This window comes from Arsenicicoccus sp. oral taxon 190 (genome assembly GCF_001189535.1).
GTDB lineage: Bacteria > Actinomycetota > Actinomycetes > Actinomycetales > Dermatophilaceae > Arsenicicoccus.
Genome location: NZ_CP012070.1, coordinates 1,261,084 through 1,284,326, shown reverse-complemented (window position 1 = coordinate 1,284,326; position 23,243 = coordinate 1,261,084). Strand labels below are relative to the sequence as shown.

The window sequence follows — 23,243 nt, the reverse complement described above, 5'->3', positions numbered from 1 at the left end:
ACAACTGCACCCTCGGGGGTGGTTGTGGTCCGTATGCCGCCACCCCCGCACGACCACCACGAGCCTCGGGCCGGCTGCGCCCCGGCCACCGCCCGACACCCCACCCCTAGACTCGCGACCGGACCCGGATCCGCCCGGGACGAGAGGGGACGTGCGTGCGTGCTGTCGTGATGGACCAGCTGGCCGGACCGCTGCAGGTGCGTGACGTGGCGGACCCGACGCCCCCTGCGGGCGGGGTCGTGGTCGACGTCCACGCCACCGGGTTGTGCCGCAGCGACTGGCACGCCTGGGCCGGGCACGACGACGTCGCCCTCCCGCACGTGCCCGGCCACGAGCTGGCCGGTGTCGTCAGCGCCGTCGGCGAGGGCGTGCTGCGGTGGCAGGAGGGGGACCGAGTGACGGTGCCGTTCGTGTGCGGGTGCGGTCGCTGCGCCTGGTGCACGGCCGGCGAGGCCCAGGTGTGCCCTGACCAGCAGCAGCCCGGGTTCACGCACTGGGGCTCCTTCGCCGAGCGGGTGGTGCTCCACGCCGCCGACACCAACCTGGTCCGGCTGCCCGACTCGGTGTCGATGGCCGCGGCGGCGGCGCTGGGGTGCAGGTTCGCGACGGCATACCGCGCCCTGACGGCTCGGGCGCGGCTGCAGCCCGGCGAGTGGGTCGCGGTGATCGGCGCCGGGGGCGTCGGGTTGAGCGCCGTCATGATCGCCCGGGCGATCGGCGCGCGGGTCGTCGCGGTGGACCGCGGGCAGGCGGCCCTCGAGCGCGCGGCCGAGCTCGGCGCCGAGCACACGGTGCTCGCGGGGGCCACGACCGGTGGCGACGTGCCCGCGCAGGTCCACGCGCTGTGCGGCGGCGCGCACGTCGCCGTCGACGCGGTGGGGAGCGAGGCGACAGCGGCGGACGGCATACGGTCGCTGCGGCGCCGCGGCCGTCACGTCCAGGTGGGTCTGCTGCCGCCGGTCGACGGGCACCCGCGGATCCCCATGGACCGCGTGATCGCCTGGGAGCTGGACCTGCTCGGCAGCCACGGCATGGCGGCCACCGACTACCCGGGGATGCTGGAGCTCATCGAGAGCGGATCCCTGCGGCCGCAGGACCTCGTCGAGCGCGTCGTGGACCTGACCGAGGCGGCCCGGCTGCTGCCCGCCATGGACTCGGCGGCGCCCGCGGGGATCACGATCATCGACCCGCGCCCCGCGCCAGGCACCCCCGCGCGAGGCACGATGGGTCCATGACGAAGCCCATCCACCACCGCGACGACGTCGACCCCGCCGAGGGCGAGCGCACGTATGGCGACGTCGAGTTCGCGGACCCCGTCAACAAGAAGTACCCGATCGACTCGGCCGGGCACGTGCGCGCCGCGTGGAGCTACATCAACAAGCAGGGCAACGCGGACAAGTACACCTAGGCCGAGGTCGACCGGATCAAGGCGGCGGCGCGCAGGCACGACGTCGACATCGCGTCCGACGAGGGCTGACGCGTCGCCACCCCGCCGCGCTCAGGCGCCGGCGTAGGACCCGATGGAGTACTGGTTGCCCTCGGCGTCGGCGACGCTCGCCGAGCGGCCGCCGTAGTCCTGGTCTGCGGGCGCCATCAGCGAGACGCCGCCGGCGGCCAGCGCCCACTCGTGGACCTGGTCCACCTCGTCGTCCGACGCGACCACGAGGTAGCAGGTGGCCACCCCGACGCGACGCTGGTAGCCGCTGCCGTCCGGCACGTCCCGCCGCGCCGAGCCGACCATGACGCCGCCGTTGTCGCGCCAGGAGTACTCCGCGTGGACCACCAGCGAGGGGTCGTCCTGGTCGCGGTGCAGCGCCCGCTGCCGGAAGCCGAGCGCCTCGAGGAACGCGATGCCCGCGTCCGCGTCGTCGAAGTGGATGCTGTGGAAGAGGGTCGGAGTGCTCATGCCGTCGAGCCTGCCGCAGCCGCCGCCGGCGCGTCTTGAACGACGGGGAACACCTCGGTCCGCCACTGGGTCGGGGTCTGTCCCCCGAGCGCCCGGAACTCCCGCGACAGGTGCGCCTGGTCGGCGTAGCCCGCGCGCACGGCGACGTCCGCCCACGGCCGCCCGGCCCGGCCCAGCTCCAGCGCCGCGCCGAAGCGGTGCAGCCGCGCGACCTCGCTCGGTGCCAGCCCGAACTCCCCCGCGAACCGCGTCACCAGGTGCCGCCGGGACCACCCCAGGTGGTCGGCCAGCGCCGCCACCCGGACCCGCCCGTGGCCGCGGCGCAGCACCGCCCAGCCCCGCACCAGGTCCGCCGGCGGCGCCGCCTGGCGACGGTCGCCGCGGTCGAGCAGCCCCAGCAGGTGCCCCTCCAGCAGCGCGAACCTCCCCTCCCAGGAGGTCGTGGCCGCCAGCCGGGCGTGCAGGTCGGCGGGGATCCCGAGCGGCAGGTCGGCGAGGTCGGCGAGCGCCCGCGCGATCCCGGACATCGGGATGCCCAGCAGCGCACGGCACCCCGTCGGGGTCAGGTCCAGCTGTATGCCGTGCTGCACGCCGTGCGTCCGGATCAGGGCGGGGCGGGTGTGGAGCCCGGACGCCAGCATCCAGTGCCGCCCGCTCGACGCCCCCAGCCACCCCACGTCCAGCGGCTCGTCGAAGCTGATGATGACCGTCGCGCTCGGCCCGGGCAGCCCGTGGTGCACCGCCCGCGGGTCGAGGCGGAGGTCGTATCCCGTCATACGGCTCACGTGCTCGCGGAGCCCGGGGTGCACGGTCCGTGCGGCCTGCATGGACCCAGCCTAGGGAGGGGTGCCGGTGATGGCGAGGGTGAGTTAGATAGACAATCTATATAAATTTTCGTACCGTAGCGCCCATGACCTCCCCCGCCGACCTCGGCTACCACCTGCTGCTGGACGTGGGGCGGTTGCACCGCTGGGCCAGCCACCGGTCGTCGTTCGCGGTCCCCGCGGCCCAGCTGCGGCTGCTCGCGCTGGTCGACCAGCTCGGCCCGGCCCGGGTCGGCACCCTCGCGGTCGCCGACCACTCGTCGCAGCCCAGCCTCACCGCCCAGCTCAACAAGACCGATGCGGCGGGCTGGACCACCCGGGCACCGGACCCCATGGACGCCCGCGCCCAGATGGTCACCCTCACCGCGACGGGCCGCGAGGCCCTGGACGCCGCCCGCCGGGCCCGCGCCGCCGTCATCGCCCCCGTCGTGGAGCAGCTCGACGAGCAGGGGCTGCGCCGGCTGGCCGACGCCGTCGCGGTGCTCGACGACCTCATCGCACGACTCGACCCCGAGAGGACCCCCGCCTGATGTGGCGCCAACCCAAGACCGTCTGGACCGTTGCCTTCGCGTGCGTGATCGCCTTCATGGGCATCGGCCTGGTCGACCCCATCCTCAAGCCCATCGCCGAGGAGCTCGGCGCCTCCCCCAGCCAGGTGTCGCTGCTGTTCACCAGCTACATGGTGGTGATGGGGGTCGCGATGCTCGGCACCGGCTGGGTGTCTAGCAGGTTCGGGGCCAAGCGCACCCTGATGGCCGGCCTGGCCATCATCATCGTCGGCGCCGGCCTCGCCGGCTGCATGAACGGCATCGACGGGATCGTCGCCTTCCGCGGCGTGTGGGGCCTCGGCAACGCCCTCTTCATCGCCACCGCGCTCGCCACCATCACCGCGGCGGCGCGCGGGTCGGTGGGGCAGGCGATCGTGCTCTACGAGGCCGCCCTCGGGGTCGGCATCGCCGCCGGGCCGCTGCTGGGCGGCGCGCTGGGCGGGATCTCCTGGCGGTTCCCGTTCTTCGGGGTCGCGACGCTCATGCTCGTGGCGCTGCTCGGCGTCGGGCTGCTGCTCCCGGCCACCCCGCCGAGCGGTCGCCCCAGCTCGATCACCGCGCCGCTCAAGGCGCTTCGCCACCCGGCACTGCTCACGGTGGGGCTGACCGCACTCCTGTACAACTTCGGCTTCTTCACGCTGCTCGCCTACACGCCCTTCCCGCTGGACCTGCCCGCGACCCAGGTCGGGCTGGTCTTCTTCGGCTGGGGCCTGATGCTCGCGCTCACCTCGGTGGCCGTGGCTCCCTGGCTGCAGCGGCGCATCGGCACCACCGCCGGCATCCTCGTGGCGCTGCTCGGCTTCGCAGCGATCCTGGTGGTCATGGGCGTCTGGACCGGGTCCAAGCCGGTGCTCGTGGTGTGCGTCGTCGCGGCCGGCGCCTTCCTCGGCGTCAACAACACCCTGATCACCGAGACCGTCATGAAGGCCGCCCCCGTCGAGCGCCCCGTCGCCTCGGCCGCCTACAGCTTCGTGCGGTTCACCGGCGGCGCGATCGCACCGTGGCTGGCCGGCCACCTCGGGGAGGCGGTGGACGCCCACCTGCCGTTCTACGTCGGTGCCGGTGCGGTCCTGGCCGGAGTGCTGCTCCTCGGCTCGCAGCGCCACCTCCTGCACGCGATCGACCGCGAGCCCGGTCACGGCGCCGAGCAGCCGCACTCGCTCCAGGAAGCCGCCGTCGTCACCACCGCCGACGCCTGATCCTTGCGAGGATGGGCCGTATGACGAGCCACCAGCGACGTGTCCTCATCACCGGCGCGACGGGCGGGATCGGGCTGCTGCTCGCCGACCGGCTGCGCGACGACTACGAGGTGGTGCAGCACGGCCGCACCCCCAAGAACGACGAGCAGGAGCGGGTGCTGCAGCGCGCCGACCTGGAGGACCTCGACGAGGTGCTCGCGCTGATGGACGGCGTCGACACGGTGCTGCACCTCGCCGGCGCCGCCTCCCCCGACGCGGAGTGGGAGGAGGTGCTGAGCGCCAACGTGGTCGGGCTGCGCAACGTCCTCGAGGCGGCCCGCCGGGGCGGGGTGCGGCGGGTGGTCTACGCCTCCTCCAACCACGCCATGGGGATGTACGACCGGCTCGAGCAGTGGCCGGTCTACCCCCACCAGCTGCCGCGCCCCGACTCGCTCTACGGCGTGTCCAAGGTCTTCGGCGAGACGCTCGGGCGGTTCTACCACGACGAGCACGGGCTCGACGTGATCGCGCTGCGCATCGGCTGGATGACCGGCGACCCGCTGGCGTCCGACGAGGACGTGCTGCACGCCATGTGGCTGAGCGAGGACGACTGCGAGCAGGTCTTCCGGTGCGCCATCGAGGCGGAGGTCCGGTTCGGGCTCTACTACGCTATCTCCGACAACCCCAACCGCCGCTGGGACCTCACCAACACCATGCTCGACCTCGGCTACCGGCCGCGGGACTCGTGGACCGACCGCACCGACGAGCCGGAGGAGGTCGTCGAGGGCGGCGCGCCCGTGCGCGACAGCTGGCCCCGCGACTCCTGAGCCGTATGCCGTGGCCGCCCTCAGGCCAGGCTGCGGCGCATCACCAGGCGCGGCAGCTGCGACGCCACGGCATCCGTCGTGCCGACCACCTCGAAGCCGGCCCGGTCGAACATCGCCCGCGTGCCGACGAACGCCATCGTGGTGTCCATCCGGCCGGGCGGGTCCACCGGGTAGGCCTCGACGGCGGGGGCGCCCCGGCTCTCGGCATACGACACGGCCCCCTCGATCAGGGGACCGGTGACGCCCTGCTTGCGGTGGCCACCCCGCACGACCAGGCAGATGATGCTCCAGACGGGGACGTCGTCGACCGGCCGGATCAGCGCGGACGCCACCAGGCGGGGGATCTCCGACCGCGGGGAGAGGTGGCACCAGCCGACGGGGACGCCGTCGCGGTAGGTGACGACCCCGGGGCGGGTGCGGCGGGCCGCGAGGCGGCGCATCGCCTGCTCCCGGTCGCCGCCCCCGAGCTCCTCGATGTCCCGGGCGCGCAACCGGTGTGACAGGCACCAGCAGTGGGTGGCGCGGCGGTTGGGGTTGATGACGTCGGCGAAGTCCTCGAACCGCGCGGGCGTCAGCGGGTGCGTCGTCCAGGTCGACCCGTCACCAGCCATGCCTCCACCCTGGCAGACGACCACGCAGCCGGCCCGGTGAGGGCCGGCTGCGCGCTGCATCGGCTGGCCGGTTTCAGCCCAGCCGGGACCGGACCTCGGCCAGAGACGGGTTGGTCGCCGAGCTGCCGTCCGGGAAGAGCACCGTCGGCACGGTCTGGTTGCCGCCGTTGATGGTCTCGACGAGCTCCGCGCTCGCCGGCGCGTCCTCGATGTTGACCTCGGTGTAGCCGATCCCGGCCCGGTCCAGGTCGCCCTTGAGCCGGCGGCAGTAGCCGCACCAGGTGGTGGAGAACATCGTGATGGTGCCCGACTCGGGCAGGGACACGCCGGGGGGAAGGATCTCGCGCACGTTCATGGCCAGCGCAACACCGGCCGGTCGCGCCGGATTCCCCGGCCGCTCGCGCCGAATTCCCCGGCCGCTCGCGCCCCACGGCGGACGCGCGGCGCGCAGGATGGGAGCCATGAGCACGCCGACCCCCGCCCATGACGCCACCTGCGAGTTCATCGGCACCGCCACGACGTTGCTGCGGCTCGGCCCGTTCACGGTGCTGACCGACCCCAACTTCCTGCACCGGGACCAGCTGGCCTACCTGGGCAAGGGACTGGTCAGCAGGCGGCGCACCGAGCCGTCGCGTGACCCCGCGACCCTGCCGGACCTGGACGCAGTGGTGCTGTCGCACCTGCACGGCGACCACTTCGACCGGGTGGCGCGCCGCGAGCTGCGGCGCGAGGCACCGGTGCTCACGACCTCGCACGCCGCGCGGCGGCTCGACCGGTGGGGCTTCCACCCGGTGGCGATGGGGCGCTGGACCACCCACACGCTCGAGCGGGACGGCGTCGGGCTGCGCGTGACCGCCACGCCCGGGCGGCACGCGCCGGGCCCGGCGCAGGCGCTGCTGCCCCCGGTCATGGGGTCCGTGCTCGAGCTGGACGACGGGGCGGGCAGGCCGTTCCGGGTCTACATCACCGGCGACACCCTCTACCGACGGTCGCTGCGCGCGGTCGTGGACCGGTGCGGCCCCCTGGACGCGATGGTGATCCACCTCGGCGGCACCCGCATCCTCGGCATGCTCGTCACGATGGACGACCGGCAGGGCGCCCGGCTCGTGCAGGCGGTCCGGCCGGCGGTCACGGTCCCGGTGCACTTCGACGACTACGGCGTCTTCCGTTCCCCCCGTGCAGACTTCGAGCGCCGGTTCGCCCGCGACGGGCTCCCTGGGGACCTGCGGCTGGTCGAGCGCGGCCAGACCGTCTCGCTGGTGCCCTGACCGATGCGCGACACCCACGACCTGCGACGGATCCTCGCGCCGCGGCGGCTCACCGAGGTGGTCGACATCGGCGCCAACCCGCTGGAGGACGAGGCCCCCTACCTCGCCATGCTGCGGGCCGGCCGCTGCCGGGTCACCGGTTTCGAGCCGCAGCCGGAGGCGTGGCGGCGGCTCCAGCAGGCCGCCGGGGACCTCGAGCGCTACCTGCCCCACGCCGTCGGCGACGGCCGGGAGCACACGCTGCACGTCTGCGCGTGGTCGGGGTTCTCGAGCATCTTCGAACCCGACCCGGCGCAGCTGGCGCTGCTCACCGACTTCCCGCGTATGGCGCAGGTCGTCGAGCGTCTCCCGGTGACCACAACCCGCCTCGACGACGTCCCCGACCTGGGGGTCGTCGACCACCTCAAGATCGACGTGCAGGGCGCCGAGCTGATGATCTTCCAGGCGGCCCGCGAGACCCTGGCGGCCACGACGAGCCTGCAGGTCGAGGTCGGCTTCCACCGGCTCTACCGCGGCCAGCCGACCTTCGCCGAGGTCGACCTCGAGCTGCGCGGGCAGGGTTTCGTGCCACAGGGATTCGTCACCACCAAGACCTGGCCGCTCGCCCCCCACGAGTGGGCCGACCCCGACGAGGGGCGCGCCCGCCAGCTCGTCGAGGCGGACGTCCTCTACGTCCGCGACCTCACCCGGCTCGACCTCCTCGACGACGAGCAGCTGCGCCACCTCGCGCTCGTCGCGGCCGAGGTCTACGACCAGGTCGGCGTCGCGCGGATCGCCACGGACGAGCTGCGCCGACGCGGTGCCGTCACCGCGTGACCGGCATACTGGCCGTATGGCGCAGCGCAACGTCCTCGGCGGTGAGCTGGAGGAGTGCGGCCTGGACCCGCTGACCGGCTTCTGGCGCGACGGCTGCTGCACGATCGGCCCGGAGGACCTGGGGCACCACTCCATCTGCGCCGTGATGACCAGCGAGTTCCTGCACCACCAGCAGCTCATCGGCAACGACCTGTCCACGCCCCGGCCGACCTACGGCTTCCCGGGGCTGCGGCCCGGGGACCCGTGGTGCGTGACGGCGCGCAACTGGTGGCTGGCGCACGAGGCGGGGGTCGCCGCCCCGGTCCGGCTGGCCGCGACCAACGCGGCGGTCCTGTCGATCGTCCCGCTGGACGTGCTGCGGACCTACGCGGTGGACGTGCCCGGCGACCTGAGCTCGCTCGACAGCTGACGACGAGCCGCGCCCGATCGCGGGTGCGAGCAGGGCTGCTGGCGGCGCCGAGCCCAACCCACGGCGGGCCGGCTACGTCACCCAGGTGCACCCCCGGAGGTCGAGCGTCGCCCTTCCGGTCGAGGAGGAGGTGGCTGGTGACCTTCGGCGAACGCCTGCGCAAGGCCCGCACGGCCTGCGGCATGTCCCAGGCCGAGCTGGCGGGGGACCAGCTCTCGGTCAGCTACGTCTCCCACCTGGAGTCCGGCCGGCGGGAGCCCACGACCTGGGTCGTCGAGCACTGCGAGCGCCGGCTGGGTCGGGAGCGGGGGACGCTGACCGGGGCAGTGGTGGGGGGCCGCCGGGTTCCCGCCCGTGGTGGACGCCTGCCCCGAGGCGGGGGCCGTGCTGGAGGTGCTGGTGCAGCGCTCGGTCCGGGCGTGGCGGATGGGTGTCGTGCCCGTGGCCCTGGAGGCCTCCGGCGCCGGCGCCGGCCTCGCGGCCGCCCTGGGCCTGCCTGAGGCGTGGTGGCAGCTGTCGATGGTGCAGGCCGAGGCCGAGCTGGACCGCTCCAACTTCGACGCGGCGGCGCACCTGGCCGAGGCCATCGCCGACCACCCGTGGACGGCGGACCGGCCCGACCTGCAGGCCCAGGCGTGCCTGGTCGCGTCGCGGGCGCACCGGCTCGCGGACGACCGGGCCGACGCCCTGGTCCTGGCCCAGCGCGCCCTGGCGGTGATCGGCGAACGGCCCGCCGAGGACCCCGTGCAGGCGGCCGCGCTGGTGTGCGTCCTCGCGGCGCTCCCCACCCCTGACGAGCGCCTGGTCGCGCAGCTGGAGGCCGGGCTGGAGCGCAGCACCGACCCCGCGGTGCGCGGGCCGGTCGCCTGGACCCTCGGCAACCTCGCCTTCGAGCGCGGGCAGGTCCAGCGCGCCCTGGCGCTGCACGAGGAGGCCGAGCGCTCGCTGCGGCCCCGCGTGAGCCTGCGCCAGTGGGCCAGGTTCGCGCGCTCCGCCGCGGACGAGCGCCTCAAGGCCGGCCGGGTGGAGGAGGTCGAGCCGTTGCTGATCCGGGCGCGCATCGGCCTGGAGGCCCTCGGCAGCCACCACGAGCTGGCGTCGCTCGCCGTGACGGAGGCGAGCTACTTCACCGTCCACGGGTGCGTCGGCGCCATCATCGGGCGTCAGGTCGCGTCGACCAGCGGCACGTCCAGCCGGTCGCGAAGCTCGTCCACCGTGGTCCCGTGCACCTCGCGCACCACCACACCGCGCTCCTCGATCAGGAAGACCGCCTCGCTGGTGTAGACCCGCTTCACGCAGCCCAGCCCGGTGACCGGGTAGGTCAGCTCCGGCACGATCTTGGCGCTGCCGTCCTTGGCGAAGAGCGACATCATCACCCAGGTCTGCTTGGCGCCGATCGCGAGGTCCATCGCCCCGCCGACCGCCGGTATGGCGTCCGCGGCCCCCGTGTGCCAGTTGGCCAGGTCGCCGGCCGCCGACACCTGGAAGGCCCCCATCACGCACACGTCCAGGTGCCCGCCGCGCATCATGGCGAAGCTGTCGGCGTGGTGGAAGTAGGACGCCCCGGCCAGCTCGGTGACCGGGATCTTGCCGGCGTTGATGAGGTCGACGTCCACGTCTTCGCCCCGCGCCTGGGGACCCATGCCGAGCATGCCGTTCTCGGTGTGCAGGGTGATCTGCTGCTCGTCGCTCAGGTAGTCGCTGATCAGGGTCGGCTGCCCGATCCCGAGGTTGACGAAGGACCCCGGCTCGATGTCGCGGGCCACCAGGGCCGCGAGCTCCTCCTTGCCCAGGGCACCGCCGTTGCCCAGGGTGGCCGTGGCGCTGGTGCCCGGTCGCTCGCTCATCGCCGTCCGTCCTTGTCGCTGCTGGCGGTGCGCACCGGCACCACGGTGTCCACGAAGATCCCCGGCGTCACGATCACCTCGGGGTCGAGCGCGCCCACAGAGACGAGCTCCTCGACCTGCACCACGCTGCGGGTCACCGCAGTGCACATCACCGGCCCGAAGTTGCGGGCGGTCTTGCGGTAGACGAGGTTGCCGACCCCGTCGCTGCGCAGCGCCTTCACCAGCGCCACGTCCCCGCGGATCGGCGCCTCGAGGACGTACCCCCGCCCGTCGATGACCCGCGTCTCCTTGCCCTCGGCGAGGAGCGTGCCGTAGCCCGTCGGGGTGAAGAAGCCGCCGATGCCGGCGCCCCCGGCGCGGATCCGCTCGGCGAGCGTGCCCTGGGGCACGACCTCCAGCTCGACCCGCCCGGCGCGGTAGGCCTCGTCGAAGTGCCACGAGTCGCTCTGCCGGGGGAAGGAGCAGATCATCTTGGCGACCTGGCCGTTGCGGATCAGCGCCGCGAGGCCCTCGTCGCCGTTGCCGGCGTTGTTGTTGACGACCGTGAGGCCCGAGGCCCCGCTGCGGATCAGCGCCTCGATCAGCTCCACGGGCTGGCCCGCGATGCCGAAGCCGCCGATCAGCACGGTGTCACCGTCCTGGACGACGCCGACCGCCTCGTCGACGTCCGCCGCCACGTGCAACCCGCTCATCGGACCTCCTCCTCGTCGATCTGGGCCAGGGTGCGCTGCGCGATCTGGAAGGCCGTGTTGGCCGACGGCACGGAGCAGTAGATCGCGCTCTGCAGCAGCACCTCCGAGAGCTGCTCGCGGGTCATGCCGTTGCGCATCGCCGCGCGGACGTGCATCGCGAGCTCGTCGTGGTGGTGCCCCGCCACCAGGGCGGTGATGGTGATGGCGCTGCGGGTCACCCGGTCCAGGCCGGGACGGGTCCACACCGACCCCCAGGCGTAGCGGGTGATGAGCTCCTGGAAGTCGCGGGTCAGGTCGTCGGTGCGCGCGACCGCCCGGTCCACGTGGGCGTCGCCGAGCACCTCCCGGCGCACCGCCATCCCCGCGTCGTAGGAATCCTGTGCCACGGCGCCGCCGGCGAACGCGTCGAGCAGCGTCCGGGTGGTCCCGGCCGGGTCCTCCACGGGCGCCTGGTGGGCGACCCCGTCGAGCACCACGGCGCGCGCGTCGGGCACGGCGTCGGCGATGACCTGCGCCGCGGAGGGCGGCGCGACCTGGTCGTCCCCCCCGTTGAGCACCACCAGCGGGTCGCGCACCTCGTCGAGCCGGCCGGTCAGGTCGTATGCCGCGAGCGCCTCGCAGCACGCGGCATACCCCTCGTCGCTGACGTCGTGGGACAGCTCGTGGAGCAGGCGGGAGGCGGTCTGCGGCTCGCGGTCGAGGAAGCCGGGGGCGAACCACCGGGCGGCCGAGCCCTCGACCAGGACGGCGGTGCCCTGGCTGCGGACGGTGGCGGCGCGGTCGTGCCACGCCTGCGGCTCGCCGAGGGCGGCGGCGGAGCAGACCATGAGCGTCCCGGCGAAGGTGCCGGGGTGGTCCACCGCGACCTGCAGACCGGTGGCGCCGCCCAGGCTGACGCCCGCGTAGTAGGCGGGTCCCCCGCCGGGACGGACCCGCCGGACGAGGTCGACGACCGCGTCGGCGAGCTCGGCCACGGTGAACCCCTCGGTGGGGACGGGGCTGCGGCCGTGGCCGGGCAGGTCCCACCCGACCACGTGGAAGCGGTCGGCCACCCCCGGGACCACGCGGGCCCACAGGGTCTCGACGGCGACGCCGAGCGACGAGCCGAGCACGAGCAGCGGCTTGGGGGCGTCAGGGGGTCCGGGTTCGCTCAGCTGCGTGGCGGCCACGGTGGGGATCACGGGTGCTGTCTCCTGTCTGGTGCTGGGCGGGCGGGGCGCTCGGCCGCGCGGGCGCGGTGCTCCCGCAGGATCCGGTCGGTCAGCTCGTGGGCCTGCCCGAGGTAGTCCTCCGGCGCGCCGAGCGCGTCGGGCTGGTCCCGCTGCCCGGGCGGCAGCGCGGCGCGCTTCTCGGACAGGAGGTCGGGCAGCGCCCGGTCGAGGTTGGCGCGCAGCGCCGCGGGGTCCACCTCGAGCCCGCCGAGCAGCTCGGCGGCCTTGGGGGCGGCGCCCCCGAGGAGGCGCAGCAGGTCCCGCACCGTGGACCACTCGGCGTGCCAGGCGCCGTCGGGGCGTTCGTCGACGGCGGAGCCGGCCGCGAGCGCCACGGTGGCCAGCAGTCCGGGAGCCTGCAGCGCCGCCGAGCGCAGCAGCACCGACAGCACCGGGTTGCGCTTGTGGGGCATCGCGGAGGAGCCGCCGCGGCCCGGGGCGGCCGGCTCGCGCAGCTCGCCGATCTCCGGGCGGGAGGCGGTGACGACGTCGGCGGCGATGGTCCCGAGCGCGGCCAGGACGCCCGCCACGGCCGTGGCCAGGCGCAGGACCACCTGGCGGTCGGTGTGCCAGGGCGGCACGTCGCGCAGGGCGAGGCGTCCGGCGAGGAGGGCCGTGCCCTCGTCGGCAGTCACGGTCAACCCCGCGCTCGCGAGCCGGGTCACCAGGTTGGCGCGGGTGCCGGCGGCCCCGCCCCACTGCAGCGGCAGCGCGGCCCGCGCCCGCGCCAGCTCGTCGGTCGCCGCGGACAGGCCGGCCAGCCACCCGGCCGCCCGGAGCCCGAAGGTCGTGGGCAGCGAAGGCTGGCCGAGCGAGCGCGCCACGGCGATCGTGTCGCGGTGCCGCTCGGCGAGGTCGACCAGGGCCGCCAGCGCCGCGTCCAGCTCCGGCAGGGCCGCGTCGAGGACGTCGGCGGCGAGGAGCATCAGGGCGGTGTCCAGCACGTCCTGGCTGGTGGCGCCTGCGTGGACCTGGGAGGCGGCCGGGTGGTCCCCGAGCTGCTGGCGCAGGTCGGCCAGCAGCGGGATGAGCGGGTTGCCGCCCATCGGGCAGCGGCGGGCGAGCGAGGGACCGTCATACGACTCCGCGGCGAAGACCCCGGCGCCCTGGTCAAGGCCCTCGAGCGCGGCCTCGGGGGCCAGCCCGACCTCGACGCAGACCGCCAGCCAGGCATGCTCGACGTCGAGGAGGCGCTGGACCACCGCTCGGTCGTCGGTGCGGTCGGCGACCGGCGTGCCCGCCCACACAGGCGCGAGCAGGCCGAGGTCGCCGGCGACGGGCGGGGTCACGAGGCGGGCCCTCCGGAGCCTCCCGGCCCGGCGGTGAAGCCGTCGTCGAAGGCCAGGAAGACCGTCTCGCCCTCCCCCTGCAGGCGGATGTCGAAGCGCAGCGAGCCGTCCTCCTCGCGGCGGCACACCAGCGTCTCGCGCTCCGCCTCCGACAGCGACGCGAGCAGCGGGTCGTCCTGCAGCCCCTCGGAGTCCGGCAGGTAGGCGCGGGTCAGCAGCCGGTTGAGCAGGCCGCGGGCGAAGACCGTGACCGCGATGAACGGTGGCCGCCCCGGCGTCGTCGGGCCGGGCTCGACGGTCGTCACGCTGTAGCGCCCGACGTTGTCCACGGCCACCCGCGCGAAGCCGGTGAAGGTCCACCCGTCGCGGGTCAGGGACCCGTGCTCCTGGCTGATCCGGCCCTGCTCGTCGGCCTGCCAGAGCTCCAGGAGCGCGTCGGGGATCGGCGTGCCCTGGCCGTCGTAGACGGTGCCGTGCAGCCGGACCGCGCGGGGGTGGGAGGGGGCGACGATCTCGTGGCCATGCTCGACCGGCAGCGCGAAGCCGTAGAACGGGCCGACGGTCTGGCCGGGGGTCGGGACGAGGCGGGTCATCGCTGGTCTCCTTCGACGTCGGACTCCAGGAGCGTGCGGCGGCTGCCGGTGAGCACGATGTCCCAGCGGTACCCGGTGCACCACTCGTGCTGGGTCACGTCGTGGTCGTAGCGGGCCACCAGCCGGTCGCGGGCCTCCTGGTCGACGATCGACTGGTAGATCGGGTCGAGGGCGAAGAGCGGGTCCCCCGGGAAGTACATCTGGGTGACCATGCGCTGGGTGAAGTCCGTGCCGAAGAGCGAGAAGTGGATGTGGGCCGGGCGCCAGGCGTTGTGGTGGTTCTTCCACGGGTAGGGGCCGGGCTTGATCGTCGTGAAGCGGTAGGTGCCGTCGCCGTCGGTGAGGCACCGCCCCACCCCCGTGAAGTGCGGGTCGAGCGGCGCCGGGTGCTGGTCCCGCTTGTGCACGTAGCGGCCCGCCGCGTTGGCCTGCCAGATCTCGACGAGCTGGTGGCGCACGGGTCGTCCCTCACCGTCGAGGACGCGTCCGGTCACGACGATGCGCTCGCCGATCGGCTCGCCGCCGTCCTGGATGGTCAGGTCCGCCTCGAGGGCGTGCACGTCGCGCTCCCCGAAGGCGGGCGCCCACAGCTCGATCTCCTCGGGGTCCACCCGGTGCAGCGCCTTGGTCGGGTGCCGCAGCACGCTGGAGCGGTATGGCGGGAAGTCGAGCCGCGGCTGCGTCTCGCGGCGGGACCGGTCGTAGCCCGCGTGGATCTGCTCCATCTGGGCGCTGATGTCGGCCTGCGTGCTGGTGGCCGAGTCGCTGTCGATCACCGCGCTCTGGTCGAACGTCTCCTGGTCGGACGTCATCGTCACTCCTCTCGGGCGGCCCATTGGGTCGAGGCTATAGTGTGTTCGGTATTTGCACCAGTGTTCGCATGCCGAACGAATACCTGCACCTCCGTCTTGCCATATCTCTTGCCATATGACAGGAAACCTGTATCAATGGCTGCTTGTCTGACTCGTGCCACACCTGGAGAACGAAGAGGTTCCTTCATGGCCACCATCCGCACCCCGCTCGGATCGCCCGGGCACGTCGCACCCCTGTGCTGGTCCGCGGTCCTCATGGACGGCTACGACGCCGTCGTGCTGGGCACCGTCATCCCCACCCTGCTCAAGCGCAAGGAGTGGGGCATCACCACGGCGGGCGCCACGGCCACCGCCACCCTCGGCCTGGTCGGCATGGTGGTCGGCGGCCTCTGCCTGGGCCTGCTCACCGACCGGCTCGGTCGGCGGCGCGTGCTCATGGGATCGGTGGCGGCCTTCAGCCTCTTCACCTTCCTCGCGATCTTCGCCCCCAACCTCGGCACCTTCATGGTGCTGCGCTTCCTCGCCGGCATCGGGCTCGGCGGCTGCCTGCCCACCGCGATCGCGATGGTCGGGGAGTTCTCCCACCGGGACCGCACCTCCAACGCCACCACCACCGTGATGACCGGCTACCACGTCGGCGCCGTGGCCACCGCCGCCCTGGCGATCGTGCTGGTGTCGCGGTTCGGCTGGCAGGCGATGTTCGTCGTCGCGATCATCCCCGCGCTGGTCATCCTGCCGCTGATGTGGCGCTCGCTGCCCGAGTCCCCGTCCTACCTCGAGTCGATGGGGCGGCACGAGGAGGCCGAGGCGGTCGCCCGGCACCACGGGCTGCACGTCGAGCGGGCGACCGACGAGGTGCGCGAGTTCGGCGACCCCTCGCCCACGCACCCGGCCACCGACCAGCGCGGGCTGCGGCTGCTCCTGCAGGGGGACTTCGCCCGCAACACGCTGGCGATCTTCGTCGCCTCCTTCATGGGGCTGCTGCTCGTCTACGGCCTCAACACCTGGCTGCCGCAGATCATGGCCAAGGCCAGCTATGACCTCGGCAACGCCCTCGGGATGCTGCTCGTCCTCAACGTCGGCGCCATCGCGGGGCTGCTCGTCGGCGGCCGCATCGGCGACCGCATCACCCCGCGGTCGGCCGCGATCCTGTGGTTCCTCGCGGCGGCCTGCTTCCTCGCGGCGCTGACGATCCGCCTGCCGCTGCTGGGGATGTACGTCCTGATCTTCCTGACCGGCTTCTTCGTCTTCAGCTCGCAGGTGCTGGTCTACGCCTTCACCTCGAGCAACTACCCGCCGGCGGTGCGGGCGACGGCGCTCGGCATGTCCGCGGGCGTGGGGCGGCTGGGCGGCATCTCGGGGCCGCTGCTCGGCGGCTTCCTGCTCGAGCGGGGGCTCGCCTACCCGGCCGGGTTCTTCATCTTCGGTGCGGTGGGGCTGGTCGGTGCGCTGGCGATGCTGGGCTCCAAGACGCTGCGCGTCAGCACCCCCCGCTGACGCGCCGGCGCCCTCCGGCGACGCGCCGCAGGGTCAGTCGGCGTCGAGCGGGCGCAGCCGCATCGCCGCGCGGCACGACGCCAGCGCCTCGGCGAAGGCCTCCCGCTGCGCCTCGTCGAGGTCCCTGACCATCCACGCCTCCAGCTCGGCGACCTGCTCGGCCTGCTCCCGCAGCAGCTCTCGCCCCGACTCGGTGAGGCTGATCAGCCGCCGGCGCCGGTTGGCGGGGTCGGGGTCGCGCCGGATCAGCCCGCGCCGCTCGAGCCCCGCCACGAGGTCCGCCGCGGACTGGGCCCGCACGAAGGAGTGCCGGGCCAGGTCCGCGGAGGTCATGCCGGAGCGGCGCTCGAGCACGGTGAGCGCGGTGTACTGCAGCGCCGTCACCCCCGCGTCGCGGAGCAGGGCGTCGAGGTGGGCCCGGGTCGACAGCTCCAGCTGCTTGACGACATACAGCAGTGACGGCGTGCCGGCGGGCATCCCCGACGGGCGGGTGTCGTCGTGGTCACGGTCGGTCACCCCGACATTGAACCGCATGAGGCCCGCGACCCCGGATCGCGCCCGCCCCTTGTGCCGACCTCGCACACGTGCCATTATCAGGAAACCTGCTATTCTAGGATGATCCGGGAGGGCCGATGAGTTCCGCTGTCGTGCACGACGGTTGCGAGATCCCCGAGACGCTGGCCCTGCGCCGCGAGGGCGCCGTCGGCGTCATCACCCTCGACCGGCCGGCCAAGCGCAACGCGCTGTCCGACCGCACGATCCTCGGCCTGGAGCAGGTGCTCACCCACCTCGACCCGGGCGTGCGGGCCCTGGTCCTGGACGCCGCGGGCGACCACTTCTGCGCCGGCCTGGACCTGGCCGAGATGGCCGAGCGCGACACGATGGCCGGCATCGCCCACTCCCGGATGTGGCACCGCGCCTTCGACACCCTCGAGCGCTCGGCGGTCCCGGTGGTGTCCGTGCTCAAGGGCGCGGTCGTCGGGGGCGGCCTGGAGCTCGCCGCCGCCACGCACGTCCGGGTCGCGGAGCGCTCCACCTTCTACGCCCTGCCGGAGGGCCAGCGCGGCCTCTTCGTGGGCGGCGGCGGCTCGGTCCGCGTGCCGCGCCTCGTCGGGGCGCACCGCATGGTCGACATGATGCTCACGGGCCGCCGCTACGACGCGGTCGAGGGTCACGCGGTCGGCTTCGCGCAGTACCTCGTGGACGACGGCGCCGGCCTCGACCACGCGCTGGGTCTCGCCGAGCGCATCGCCCGCAACGCGCCGCAGACCAACTTCGCTGTCGTGCAGGCACTTCCGCTCATCGCCGAGGCCAACCCCCGTGAGGGCTACCTGATGGAGTCGTTGATGGCGGCGATCGCCCAGGGCACCGACGACGCCAAGGGGCGCATGCGCGACTTCCTCGAGGGTCGGGCGGCCCGCGTCACCGAGGACTCCCGATGAGCGCCGGCCGCTGGACGCCGGGGACGCCGGCCGCCCAGGGCGACGAGGTGTGGGCGCCGCCGCCGGACGTGCTCGAGCGCAGCCAGGTCGGGCGCTACCTCGCGTGGCTGGCGCGCACCCGCGGCCACCGTTTCACCAGCCACGACGAGCTCTGGCGCTGGTCGGTGAGCGACCTGGACGGCTTCTGGGGCTCGGTCTGGGACTACTTCCAGGTCCAGGGCCGTATGCCGGCCGCCACCGTCCTCGCCGACCGCCGGATGCCCGGGGCGCAGTGGTTCCCCGGGGCCACGCTCAGCTATGTCGACCACGCGCTGGGGCGACCCGAGGACGCGGACCTCGTGGCGGTCATGGGGCGCTCGCAGACCCGTGAGGACGTCGACCTGACCTTCGGCCAGCTGCGCGAGCAGGTGGCGGCGGCGCGGGACGCCCTGCAGCGCCTGGGGGTTCGTCGCGGTGACCGGGTCGTCGGCTACGTCCCCAACATCCCGGAGACGCTCGTGGCCTTCCTCGCGACGGCGAGCCTGGGGGCGGTCTGGGCGGGCTGCGCCACCGAGTTCGGGCCGCGGGCGGTGATCGACCGGTTCGCCCAGGTAGACCCGGTGGTGCTGCTGGTCGTGGGCGGCTACCGCTACGGCAGCAAGGACGTGGACCGCACCGCCGAGGTCACCCAGATCCGCGCGGCCCTGCCGACGGTGCGTCACGTCGTCGATCTCGGCTACGGCCCTTGGCGCGCCCCCGACACCCTGTCCTGGCGCGAGCTCCTCGACGCCGCACCGGAGCCCGAGCGGGTCGACGGCCTCGCGCAGGTGCCGACCGAGGCGGTGCCCTTCGACCACCCGCTCGTCGTGCTCTTCTCCTCGGGCACCACCGGGCAGCCCAAGGCGATCGTGCACGGGCACGGCGGGATCCTGCTCGAGCACTTGAAGAACCACGCGCTGTCCTGGGACATGGGCCCGGGCGACCGGATGCTGTGGTTCTCCACCACCGCCTGGATGATGTGGAACGCCCTGGTCAGCTCGCTGCTCGTGCGCGCCGGCGTCGTGATGATCGACGGCAACCCGCTGTGGCCGGACCTGGAGTGGCAGTGGCGGCTCGCGGAGGAGACGGGCGCCACGATCATGGGCGCCAGCCCGGGCTACCTCATGGCCTGCCGCAAGGAGGGCGTCGACCTGCGGGACCGGCGCGACCGGTTGGCGCTGCGCATGATCGGGTCGGCCGGGGCGCCGCTCCCTCCCGAGGGCTACGCGTGGGTCACCGAGCAGCTGGGCCCCGACGTCCAGCTCAACGTCGGCTCGGGCGGCACCGACGTCTGCTCGGGCCTGGTCCAGAACTCCCCGCTGGTGCCGGTCTGGGCGGGTGAGATCTCCGCGCGCTGCCTGGGCGCCGACGTGCACGCCTGGTCCGAGAGCGGCGAGGAGGTCGTCGGCCAGCTCGGCGAGCTGGTGATCACCTCCCCGATGCCGTCCATGCCGGTCGGGTTCTGGGGCGACGACGACGGCGAGCGGCTGCGCTCGACCTACTTCGACCACTACCCGGGCGTGTGGCGCCACGGCGACTGGATCGTCTTCTCCCCCAACGGGTCCTGCCACGTCGCGGGCCGTTCTGACGCGACGCTCAACCGCGGCGGGGTGCGTCTCGGCACGGCCGAGTTCTACCGCGTGGTGGAGTCCCTCCCGGGCATCGCCGACTCCCTCGTGGTCCACCTCGAGGACCCCGAGGGCGGCAACGGGCACCTGCTCCTGCTGGTCAGCCTGGACGCCGGCGTCGACCTCGACGACGCGCTGCGCAGCACCATCGCCAGGGAGCTGCGGACCGCCCTGTCCCCCAGGCACGTCCCCGACGAGGTGCTCCGGCTTCCCGTCATACCGCGCAACCTCACCGGCAAGAAGCTCGAGCTGCCCGTCAAGCGGATCCTCCAGGGCCGGCCCCTCGAGCAGGTGGCGAGCCGCGACTCCCTCGCGGTGCCGGATGCGCTGGATCCGGTGGTGGCCCTGGCGAGCTCGCGCCGCGCGAGGGACAAGGAGGCCGACCGATGACCACGTATGTCGCCCCCGCCGCCGTCTCGCGCATCGCCGTCGTCGGCGCGGGCGCGATCGGCGCAGCCTGGGCCACCCTGGCGACGTCACGGGGTCTGGAGGTGGTGGTGGCGGACCCCGCCCCCGACGCCGAGCAGCGGTTGCGGGCCACCGTCGAGCGGCAGCGCGAGCAGCTGCCGGCGCCCGAGACCCGCACCGGCACCGGCGATCTCGCGCTGGTGCGGGACGTGGCCGCCGCCGTCCGTGACGCCGACCTGGTCATCGAGGCCGGGCCGGAGCGGCTCGACGTCAAGCGGGAGATCTTCGCCGCGGCCGACGCCGCGGCCCGCCCCGAGGTGCTGCTGACCAGCAGCTCGTCGGGCCTGACGCCGAGCTCCTTCCAGGACGCCTGCCCGGGGCACCCCGGCCGCGTCCTGGTGGCGCACCCCTTCAACCCGCCGCACCTGGTGCCCCTCGTCGAGATCGTCGGGGGCGCAAGGACGGACGAGGCGGCCCTGGACGCTGCGATGGCCGTCTTCGCCCACCTGGGCAAGCACCCGATCCGGATCCACGCCGAGCTGCCGGGGCACGTCACCAACCGGCTGCAGGCGGCGCTGTGGCGCGAGGCCTACGACCTCGTCGCGCGGGGGGTGATCACGGCCGCGGACGTGGACACCGCGATCGCGTCGGGCCCCGGGCTGCGGTGGGCGCTCTACGGCCCCTTCGCGACGCAGCACCTGTCGGGCGGTCCGGGCGGGATCGCCCACGTGCTGGAGCACCTCGGCCCGCCGATGCTCGACTGGTGGGCCGACCTGCGGCAGCCGGACCTGACGCCCGAGCTGTGCCGCACCATCGCCGAGCAGACCGAGGCGGAGCTCGCGGGTCAGGACCTCGACGAGGTGACCCGTCGGCGCGACGAGGCGCTGCAGGCCCTGATCGCGCTCAAGGTCGCGACGGGCATCGACGGCACCTCACCGATGCCTGAGACCGATCCCGCGGCCGCTCAAGGGGGTTCGCATGCGTGACGCCGGCATGGGGTCGTGGCCGCGACGGCGGGCCCGGATGACCCCGGACCACGTGGCCTTCGTCCACCGGGGCGTGTCCACGACATACGGGCAGGTGCAGGAGCGCGCCGACCGGCTCGCGCACGGGCTGCGCGCCCTGGGGGTCGAGCGCGGCGACCGCGTCGCCTACCTCGGCCTCAACTCGGTGGAGCTCGTCCTGACGATGTTCGCCACCGCCAAGCTGGGCGCCGTCACGGTGCCGCTCAACACCCGCCTCGCGCCGCCGGAGACGGCCTTCGTCCTGCAGGACTCGGCGCCGCGAGTCCTGGTGTGGGACGAGGGGTTCGAGCACGTGCTCGGCTCCGACGACGTCGCCGGGCTGGGGCTGCAGACGGTCAGCGTGGCCGGCGCCGACGGGCACCGTCCCTTCGCCGAGCTGCTGGCGGACGGCTCGGCGGAGGTGCTGGACGAGCCGGTCTCGCTCGACGACCTCTTCATGATCCAGTACACCTCGGGCACCAGCGGTCGCCCCAAGGGCGTGATGATGACGCACGCCAACATCTCCTGGAACGTCTACAACGTGCTCGTCGACCTGGACCTCACCTCCACCGAGCGGTCGCTCGTGAGCGCGCCGCTCTTCCACACCGCGGCCCTCAACCAGCTGATGTTCCCCACGTTCCTCAAGGGCGGCACGAGCTATCTCGAGTCCTCGTGGGACGCGGGGCGGGCGCTCGAGCTGATCGAGACCCAGGGCATCACCTGGCTCTTCGGCGTCACGACGATGCTGCTGTCGCTGCTGCGGCACCCGCAGTGGGCGACCCGCGACCTGTCCAGCCTGCGCATCGTGCAGTCCGGCGGGGCGCCGCTGCCCGAGCCGCTGCTGCGCGCCTACCTGGACCGGGGCCTGATGATCATCCAGGGCTACGGGCTGACCGAGTCCTCGCCCGGCGCCACCATGCTCCGCGCCCACGAGGGGGCCACGCGGATCGGGTCGGCGGGCACGCCGTGCTTCTTCAGCGACGTCCGGGCCGTCACGCCCGAGCTGCAGGACGCCGCGACCGGGACGCCCGGCGAGGTGCTCGTCCAGGGCCCCAACGTCTCCCCGGGCTACTGGCACCGCGAGGACGCCACCGCCGAGGCCTTCCTGGACGAGGGGTGGCTGCGGACCGGGGACCTCGGGACGCGCGACGAGGACGGCTACCTGCGCATCGTCGACCGGCTCAAGGACATGATCATCTCCGGTGGGGAGAACATCTACCCGGCCGAGGTGGAGCAGGCCATCTATACCCACCCCGCCGTCGCGGAGGTCGCCGTCATCGGCGTCCCCGACCCGCACTGGGGCGAGGTCGGCCGGGCGGTGGTCAGCCTCCGCCCCGGCGAGACCGCCTCGGAGGCAGAGCTGCTCGCCCACCTCGACGGGCGGCTGGCCCGCTACAAGATCCCCAAGTCCGTCGTCATCATCGACGAGCTGCCGCACAACGCCTCCGGCAAGCTCGTCAAGAACCGCGTGAAGGAGCAGTGGGGGCACCATGACTGAGCTCACGATCGACCTGGACGCCATCACCGCCATCGACGTGCACGTCCACGTCGAGTCCGACGGGCACGGGTGCCTGTCCCTGGACCAGGAGCTGATGGACGCCTCCGCGGCCCACTTCCGCTCGTCGGACAACCGGACCCCCACCGTGGAGTTCCTGGCCGACCGCTACCGCGAGCACGCCATGGCCGCAGTGGTCTTCACGGTCGACGCGACGACCAACCTGGGCCACCCGGGGATCTCGAGCGTGGAGGTCTGTGACCGGGCGGCGCGCCACCCCGACGTGCTGGTCCCCTTCGGCTCGGTGGACCCGCTGCAGGGCGCCGCCGCGGTCGACCTGGCCCGGCGGCTGGTGCGCGAGCACGGGGCCCGCGGCTTCAAGTTCCACCCCTCGCTGCAGGGCTTCTCCCCCGACGACCAGGCCTTCTACCCCTTGTGGGAGGCGATCGAGGAGCTCGGCGTGCCCGCGCTCTTCCACACCGGGCAGAACGGCATCGGCGCCGGCCTGCCCGGCGGGCGCGGCATCAAGCTGCGCTACTCCAACCCCATCCTGCTCGACGACGTGGCCGCGGACTTCCCTGCGCTGCAGGTGATCCTGGCGCACCCGTCGGTGCCCTGGCAGGCCGAGGCCATCTCGATGGCCACGCACAAGGCCAACGTCCACATCGACCTGTCGGGGTGGTCTCCGCGCTACTTCCCGCCCGAGCTCGTCAGGGCGGCGGGCGGGATGCTGCGCCACAAGGTGCTCTTCGGCAGCGACTACCCGCTCATCTCGCCGGAGCGATGGATCGCGGACGTCCAGCAGCTCGACCTCAGGCCAGAGGTGCTGCCGGGCATCCTCAAGGACAACGCCGCCCGCCTGCTCGGCCTGGGCTGAGGCGGCGGGCGGGGCGGCATACGAGCGACGAGGCCTGGAGGAC

At 73.6% G+C, this 23,243-nt stretch carries 26 protein-coding genes; 15 read left to right on the top strand and 11 right to left on the bottom strand.

What is annotated here, in order from left to right:
- The first annotated feature begins 155 nt into the window (after window positions 1–155).
- Window positions 156–1,235 carry a zinc-dependent alcohol dehydrogenase family protein gene (locus ADJ73_RS06050; RefSeq protein ID WP_050347517.1) on the top strand — a complete coding sequence of 360 codons (1,080 nt, stop codon included), beginning with the start codon at window positions 156–158 and terminating at the stop codon, window positions 1,233–1,235.
- A complete protein-coding gene (locus ADJ73_RS06045) occupies window positions 1,232–1,408 on the top strand; it encodes a DUF6582 domain-containing protein (RefSeq protein ID WP_216593679.1) in 177 nt (58 codons plus the stop codon). The genes ADJ73_RS06050 and ADJ73_RS06045 overlap by 4 nt, the downstream gene beginning before the upstream one ends.
- 90 nt (window positions 1,409–1,498) lie before the next feature.
- On the opposite strand, the gene ADJ73_RS06040 is transcribed toward ADJ73_RS06045, so the two are convergent.
- Complete coding sequence (locus ADJ73_RS06040) at window positions 1,499–1,906, bottom strand: hypothetical protein (protein WP_050347516.1); 408 nt, start codon at window positions 1,904–1,906, stop codon at window positions 1,499–1,501.
- Window positions 1,903–2,733 carry a helix-turn-helix domain-containing protein gene (locus ADJ73_RS06035; protein WP_082176780.1) on the bottom strand — a complete coding sequence of 277 codons (831 nt, stop codon included), beginning with the start codon at window positions 2,731–2,733 and terminating at the stop codon, window positions 1,903–1,905. The genes ADJ73_RS06040 and ADJ73_RS06035 overlap by 4 nt, the downstream gene beginning before the upstream one ends.
- A gap of 83 nt (window positions 2,734–2,816) precedes the next feature.
- Here ADJ73_RS06035 and ADJ73_RS06030 point away from each other — a divergent pair, with 83 nt between their 5' ends.
- The 3 genes from ADJ73_RS06030 to ADJ73_RS06020 are packed head-to-tail and all read left to right on the top strand — an operon-like array spanning window position 2,817 to window position 5,283.
- On the top strand, window positions 2,817–3,260 hold the full coding sequence (locus tag ADJ73_RS06030) for a MarR family winged helix-turn-helix transcriptional regulator (RefSeq protein ID WP_050347514.1): 444 nt from the start codon (window positions 2,817–2,819) through the stop codon (window positions 3,258–3,260).
- Window positions 3,260–4,477 carry an MFS transporter gene (locus tag ADJ73_RS06025; RefSeq protein ID WP_050347513.1) on the top strand — a complete coding sequence of 406 codons (1,218 nt, stop codon included), beginning with the start codon at window positions 3,260–3,262 and terminating at the stop codon, window positions 4,475–4,477. The genes ADJ73_RS06030 and ADJ73_RS06025 overlap by 1 nt, the downstream gene beginning before the upstream one ends.
- Before the next feature lie 20 nt (window positions 4,478–4,497).
- Complete coding sequence (locus ADJ73_RS06020; RefSeq protein ID WP_050347512.1) at window positions 4,498–5,283, top strand: NAD-dependent epimerase/dehydratase family protein; 786 nt, start codon at window positions 4,498–4,500, stop codon at window positions 5,281–5,283.
- 20 nt (window positions 5,284–5,303) lie between these two features.
- Here ADJ73_RS06020 and ADJ73_RS06015 read toward each other — a convergent pair whose 3' ends face one another.
- Both ADJ73_RS06015 and ADJ73_RS06010 read right to left on the bottom strand, forming a co-directional pair.
- The gene (locus ADJ73_RS06015; RefSeq protein WP_050347511.1) at window positions 5,304–5,894 is read right to left on the bottom strand and encodes a GNAT family N-acetyltransferase; all 591 of its coding nucleotides are present in this window, start codon (window positions 5,892–5,894) and stop codon (window positions 5,304–5,306) included.
- 73 nt (window positions 5,895–5,967) lie between these two features.
- Window positions 5,968–6,249: a mycoredoxin gene (locus ADJ73_RS06010; RefSeq protein ID WP_050347510.1), complete on the bottom strand. Its 282-nt coding sequence runs from the start codon at window positions 6,247–6,249 to the stop codon at window positions 5,968–5,970.
- Between the two features lie 106 nt (window positions 6,250–6,355).
- Here ADJ73_RS06010 and ADJ73_RS06005 point away from each other — a divergent pair, with 106 nt between their 5' ends.
- The 4 genes from ADJ73_RS06005 (at window position 6,356) to ADJ73_RS17815 (ending at window position 8,887) form a co-directional block, all read left to right on the top strand.
- Window positions 6,356–7,162 carry an MBL fold metallo-hydrolase gene (locus tag ADJ73_RS06005; protein WP_050347509.1) on the top strand — a complete coding sequence of 269 codons (807 nt, stop codon included), beginning with the start codon at window positions 6,356–6,358 and terminating at the stop codon, window positions 7,160–7,162.
- A gap of 3 nt (window positions 7,163–7,165) precedes the next feature.
- On the top strand, window positions 7,166–7,978 hold the full coding sequence (locus tag ADJ73_RS06000; protein ID WP_050347508.1) for an FkbM family methyltransferase: 813 nt from the start codon (window positions 7,166–7,168) through the stop codon (window positions 7,976–7,978).
- Between the two features lie 16 nt (window positions 7,979–7,994).
- A complete protein-coding gene (locus tag ADJ73_RS05995) occupies window positions 7,995–8,387 on the top strand; it encodes a DUF2237 family protein (protein WP_050347507.1) in 393 nt (130 codons plus the stop codon).
- 182 nt (window positions 8,388–8,569) lie between these two features.
- Window positions 8,570–8,887, top strand: a complete 318-nt coding sequence (locus ADJ73_RS17815) for a helix-turn-helix domain-containing protein (RefSeq protein ID WP_367379598.1) — start codon at window positions 8,570–8,572, stop codon at window positions 8,885–8,887.
- A 663-nt stretch (window positions 8,888–9,550) separates the two neighbouring features.
- Here ADJ73_RS17815 and ADJ73_RS05990 read toward each other — a convergent pair.
- The 6 genes from ADJ73_RS05990 to pcaH are packed head-to-tail and all read right to left on the bottom strand — an operon-like array spanning window position 9,551 to window position 14,831.
- Window positions 9,551–10,234 carry a 3-oxoacid CoA-transferase subunit B gene (locus tag ADJ73_RS05990; protein ID WP_050347506.1) on the bottom strand — a complete coding sequence of 228 codons (684 nt, stop codon included), beginning with the start codon at window positions 10,232–10,234 and terminating at the stop codon, window positions 9,551–9,553.
- The gene (locus ADJ73_RS05985) at window positions 10,231–10,926 is read right to left on the bottom strand and encodes a 3-oxoacid CoA-transferase subunit A (RefSeq protein WP_050347505.1); all 696 of its coding nucleotides are present in this window, start codon (window positions 10,924–10,926) and stop codon (window positions 10,231–10,233) included. Before ADJ73_RS05985 ends, ADJ73_RS05990 begins: the two co-directional genes overlap by 4 nt.
- Window positions 10,923–12,107 (bottom strand): bifunctional 3-oxoadipate enol-lactonase/4-carboxymuconolactone decarboxylase PcaDC, encoded by a 1,185-nt coding sequence (pcaDC, locus tag ADJ73_RS17810; RefSeq protein ID WP_082176777.1) that lies wholly within the window; start codon window positions 12,105–12,107, stop codon window positions 10,923–10,925. Before pcaDC ends, ADJ73_RS05985 begins: the two co-directional genes overlap by 4 nt.
- Entirely contained in the window at window positions 12,104–13,426 is a 1,323-nt protein-coding gene (locus ADJ73_RS05975; RefSeq protein WP_050347504.1) for a lyase family protein, read from the bottom strand. The genes pcaDC and ADJ73_RS05975 overlap by 4 nt, the downstream gene beginning before the upstream one ends.
- Entirely contained in the window at window positions 13,423–14,019 is a 597-nt protein-coding gene (pcaG, locus tag ADJ73_RS05970) for a protocatechuate 3,4-dioxygenase subunit alpha (RefSeq protein ID WP_050347503.1), read from the bottom strand. Before pcaG ends, ADJ73_RS05975 begins: the two co-directional genes overlap by 4 nt.
- The gene (gene pcaH, locus ADJ73_RS05965; protein ID WP_050347502.1) at window positions 14,016–14,831 is read right to left on the bottom strand and encodes a protocatechuate 3,4-dioxygenase subunit beta; all 816 of its coding nucleotides are present in this window, start codon (window positions 14,829–14,831) and stop codon (window positions 14,016–14,018) included. The genes pcaG and pcaH overlap by 4 nt, the downstream gene beginning before the upstream one ends.
- 186 nt (window positions 14,832–15,017) lie before the next feature.
- Here pcaH and ADJ73_RS05960 point away from each other — a divergent pair, with 186 nt between their 5' ends.
- Window positions 15,018–16,328, top strand: a complete 1,311-nt coding sequence (locus tag ADJ73_RS05960; protein WP_050347501.1) for an MFS transporter — start codon at window positions 15,018–15,020, stop codon at window positions 16,326–16,328.
- A gap of 33 nt (window positions 16,329–16,361) precedes the next feature.
- Here ADJ73_RS05960 and ADJ73_RS05955 read toward each other — a convergent pair whose 3' ends face one another.
- The gene (locus tag ADJ73_RS05955; RefSeq protein ID WP_216593678.1) at window positions 16,362–16,844 is read right to left on the bottom strand and encodes a MarR family winged helix-turn-helix transcriptional regulator; all 483 of its coding nucleotides are present in this window, start codon (window positions 16,842–16,844) and stop codon (window positions 16,362–16,364) included.
- Between the two features lie 116 nt (window positions 16,845–16,960).
- Between ADJ73_RS05955 and ADJ73_RS05950 the strand changes: the two genes are divergently transcribed.
- Genes ADJ73_RS05950 through ADJ73_RS05930 form a run of 5 tightly spaced genes read left to right on the top strand, consistent with a single transcriptional unit; the run spans window position 16,961 to window position 23,200 of the window.
- Window positions 16,961–17,770 carry a crotonase/enoyl-CoA hydratase family protein gene (locus ADJ73_RS05950; RefSeq protein WP_050347500.1) on the top strand — a complete coding sequence of 270 codons (810 nt, stop codon included), beginning with the start codon at window positions 16,961–16,963 and terminating at the stop codon, window positions 17,768–17,770.
- Window positions 17,767–19,806, top strand: a complete 2,040-nt coding sequence (locus ADJ73_RS05945) for an acetoacetate--CoA ligase (protein WP_082176775.1) — start codon at window positions 17,767–17,769, stop codon at window positions 19,804–19,806. Before ADJ73_RS05950 ends, ADJ73_RS05945 begins: the two co-directional genes overlap by 4 nt.
- Complete coding sequence (locus tag ADJ73_RS05940) at window positions 19,803–20,810, top strand: 3-hydroxyacyl-CoA dehydrogenase NAD-binding domain-containing protein (RefSeq protein ID WP_050347499.1); 1,008 nt, start codon at window positions 19,803–19,805, stop codon at window positions 20,808–20,810. Before ADJ73_RS05945 ends, ADJ73_RS05940 begins: the two co-directional genes overlap by 4 nt.
- Window positions 20,803–22,326: an acyl-CoA synthetase gene (locus ADJ73_RS05935; protein ID WP_050347498.1), complete on the top strand. Its 1,524-nt coding sequence runs from the start codon at window positions 20,803–20,805 to the stop codon at window positions 22,324–22,326. Before ADJ73_RS05940 ends, ADJ73_RS05935 begins: the two co-directional genes overlap by 8 nt.
- Window positions 22,319–23,200, top strand: coding sequence for an amidohydrolase family protein (locus ADJ73_RS05930; RefSeq protein ID WP_156188140.1), 882 nt, complete (start codon window positions 22,319–22,321; stop codon window positions 23,198–23,200). Before ADJ73_RS05935 ends, ADJ73_RS05930 begins: the two co-directional genes overlap by 8 nt.
- The last annotated feature ends 43 nt before the right edge of the window (window positions 23,201–23,243 follow it).

What these genes read in the sequence shown, in the direction of transcription:
- ADJ73_RS06045 (WP_216593679.1), top strand. Translation starts at nt 1,232, where the DNA reads ATGACGAAGCCCATCCACCACCGCGACGACGTCGACCCCGCCGAGGGC.
- ADJ73_RS06040 (WP_050347516.1), bottom strand. Translation starts at nt 1,906, where the DNA reads ATGAGCACTCCGACCCTCTTCCACAGCATCCACTTCGACGACGCGGAC.
- ADJ73_RS06035 (WP_082176780.1), bottom strand. Translation starts at nt 2,733, where the DNA reads ATGCAGGCCGCACGGACCGTGCACCCCGGGCTCCGCGAGCACGTGAGC.
- ADJ73_RS06030 (WP_050347514.1), top strand. Translation starts at nt 2,817, where the DNA reads ATGACCTCCCCCGCCGACCTCGGCTACCACCTGCTGCTGGACGTGGGG.
- ADJ73_RS06025 (WP_050347513.1), top strand. Translation starts at nt 3,260, where the DNA reads ATGTGGCGCCAACCCAAGACCGTCTGGACCGTTGCCTTCGCGTGCGTG.
- ADJ73_RS06020 (WP_050347512.1), top strand. Translation starts at nt 4,498, where the DNA reads ATGACGAGCCACCAGCGACGTGTCCTCATCACCGGCGCGACGGGCGGG.
- ADJ73_RS06015 (WP_050347511.1), bottom strand. Translation starts at nt 5,894, where the DNA reads ATGGCTGGTGACGGGTCGACCTGGACGACGCACCCGCTGACGCCCGCG.
- ADJ73_RS06010 (WP_050347510.1), bottom strand. Translation starts at nt 6,249, where the DNA reads ATGAACGTGCGCGAGATCCTTCCCCCCGGCGTGTCCCTGCCCGAGTCG.
- ADJ73_RS06005 (WP_050347509.1), top strand. Translation starts at nt 6,356, where the DNA reads ATGAGCACGCCGACCCCCGCCCATGACGCCACCTGCGAGTTCATCGGC.
- ADJ73_RS06000 (WP_050347508.1), top strand. Translation starts at nt 7,166, where the DNA reads ATGCGCGACACCCACGACCTGCGACGGATCCTCGCGCCGCGGCGGCTC.
- ADJ73_RS05995 (WP_050347507.1), top strand. Translation starts at nt 7,995, where the DNA reads ATGGCGCAGCGCAACGTCCTCGGCGGTGAGCTGGAGGAGTGCGGCCTG.
- ADJ73_RS17815 (WP_367379598.1), top strand. Translation starts at nt 8,570, where the DNA reads ATGTCCCAGGCCGAGCTGGCGGGGGACCAGCTCTCGGTCAGCTACGTC.
- ADJ73_RS05990 (WP_050347506.1), bottom strand. Translation starts at nt 10,234, where the DNA reads ATGAGCGAGCGACCGGGCACCAGCGCCACGGCCACCCTGGGCAACGGC.
- ADJ73_RS05985 (WP_050347505.1), bottom strand. Translation starts at nt 10,926, where the DNA reads ATGAGCGGGTTGCACGTGGCGGCGGACGTCGACGAGGCGGTCGGCGTC.
- pcaG (WP_050347503.1), bottom strand. Translation starts at nt 14,019, where the DNA reads ATGACCCGCCTCGTCCCGACCCCCGGCCAGACCGTCGGCCCGTTCTAC.
- pcaH (WP_050347502.1), bottom strand. Translation starts at nt 14,831, where the DNA reads ATGACGTCCGACCAGGAGACGTTCGACCAGAGCGCGGTGATCGACAGC.
- ADJ73_RS05960 (WP_050347501.1), top strand. Translation starts at nt 15,018, where the DNA reads ATGGCCACCATCCGCACCCCGCTCGGATCGCCCGGGCACGTCGCACCC.
- ADJ73_RS05950 (WP_050347500.1), top strand. Translation starts at nt 16,961, where the DNA reads ATGAGTTCCGCTGTCGTGCACGACGGTTGCGAGATCCCCGAGACGCTG.
- ADJ73_RS05945 (WP_082176775.1), top strand. Translation starts at nt 17,767, where the DNA reads ATGAGCGCCGGCCGCTGGACGCCGGGGACGCCGGCCGCCCAGGGCGAC.
- ADJ73_RS05940 (WP_050347499.1), top strand. Translation starts at nt 19,803, where the DNA reads ATGACCACGTATGTCGCCCCCGCCGCCGTCTCGCGCATCGCCGTCGTC.
- ADJ73_RS05935 (WP_050347498.1), top strand. Translation starts at nt 20,803, where the DNA reads ATGCGTGACGCCGGCATGGGGTCGTGGCCGCGACGGCGGGCCCGGATG.
- ADJ73_RS05930 (WP_156188140.1), top strand. Translation starts at nt 22,319, where the DNA reads ATGACTGAGCTCACGATCGACCTGGACGCCATCACCGCCATCGACGTG.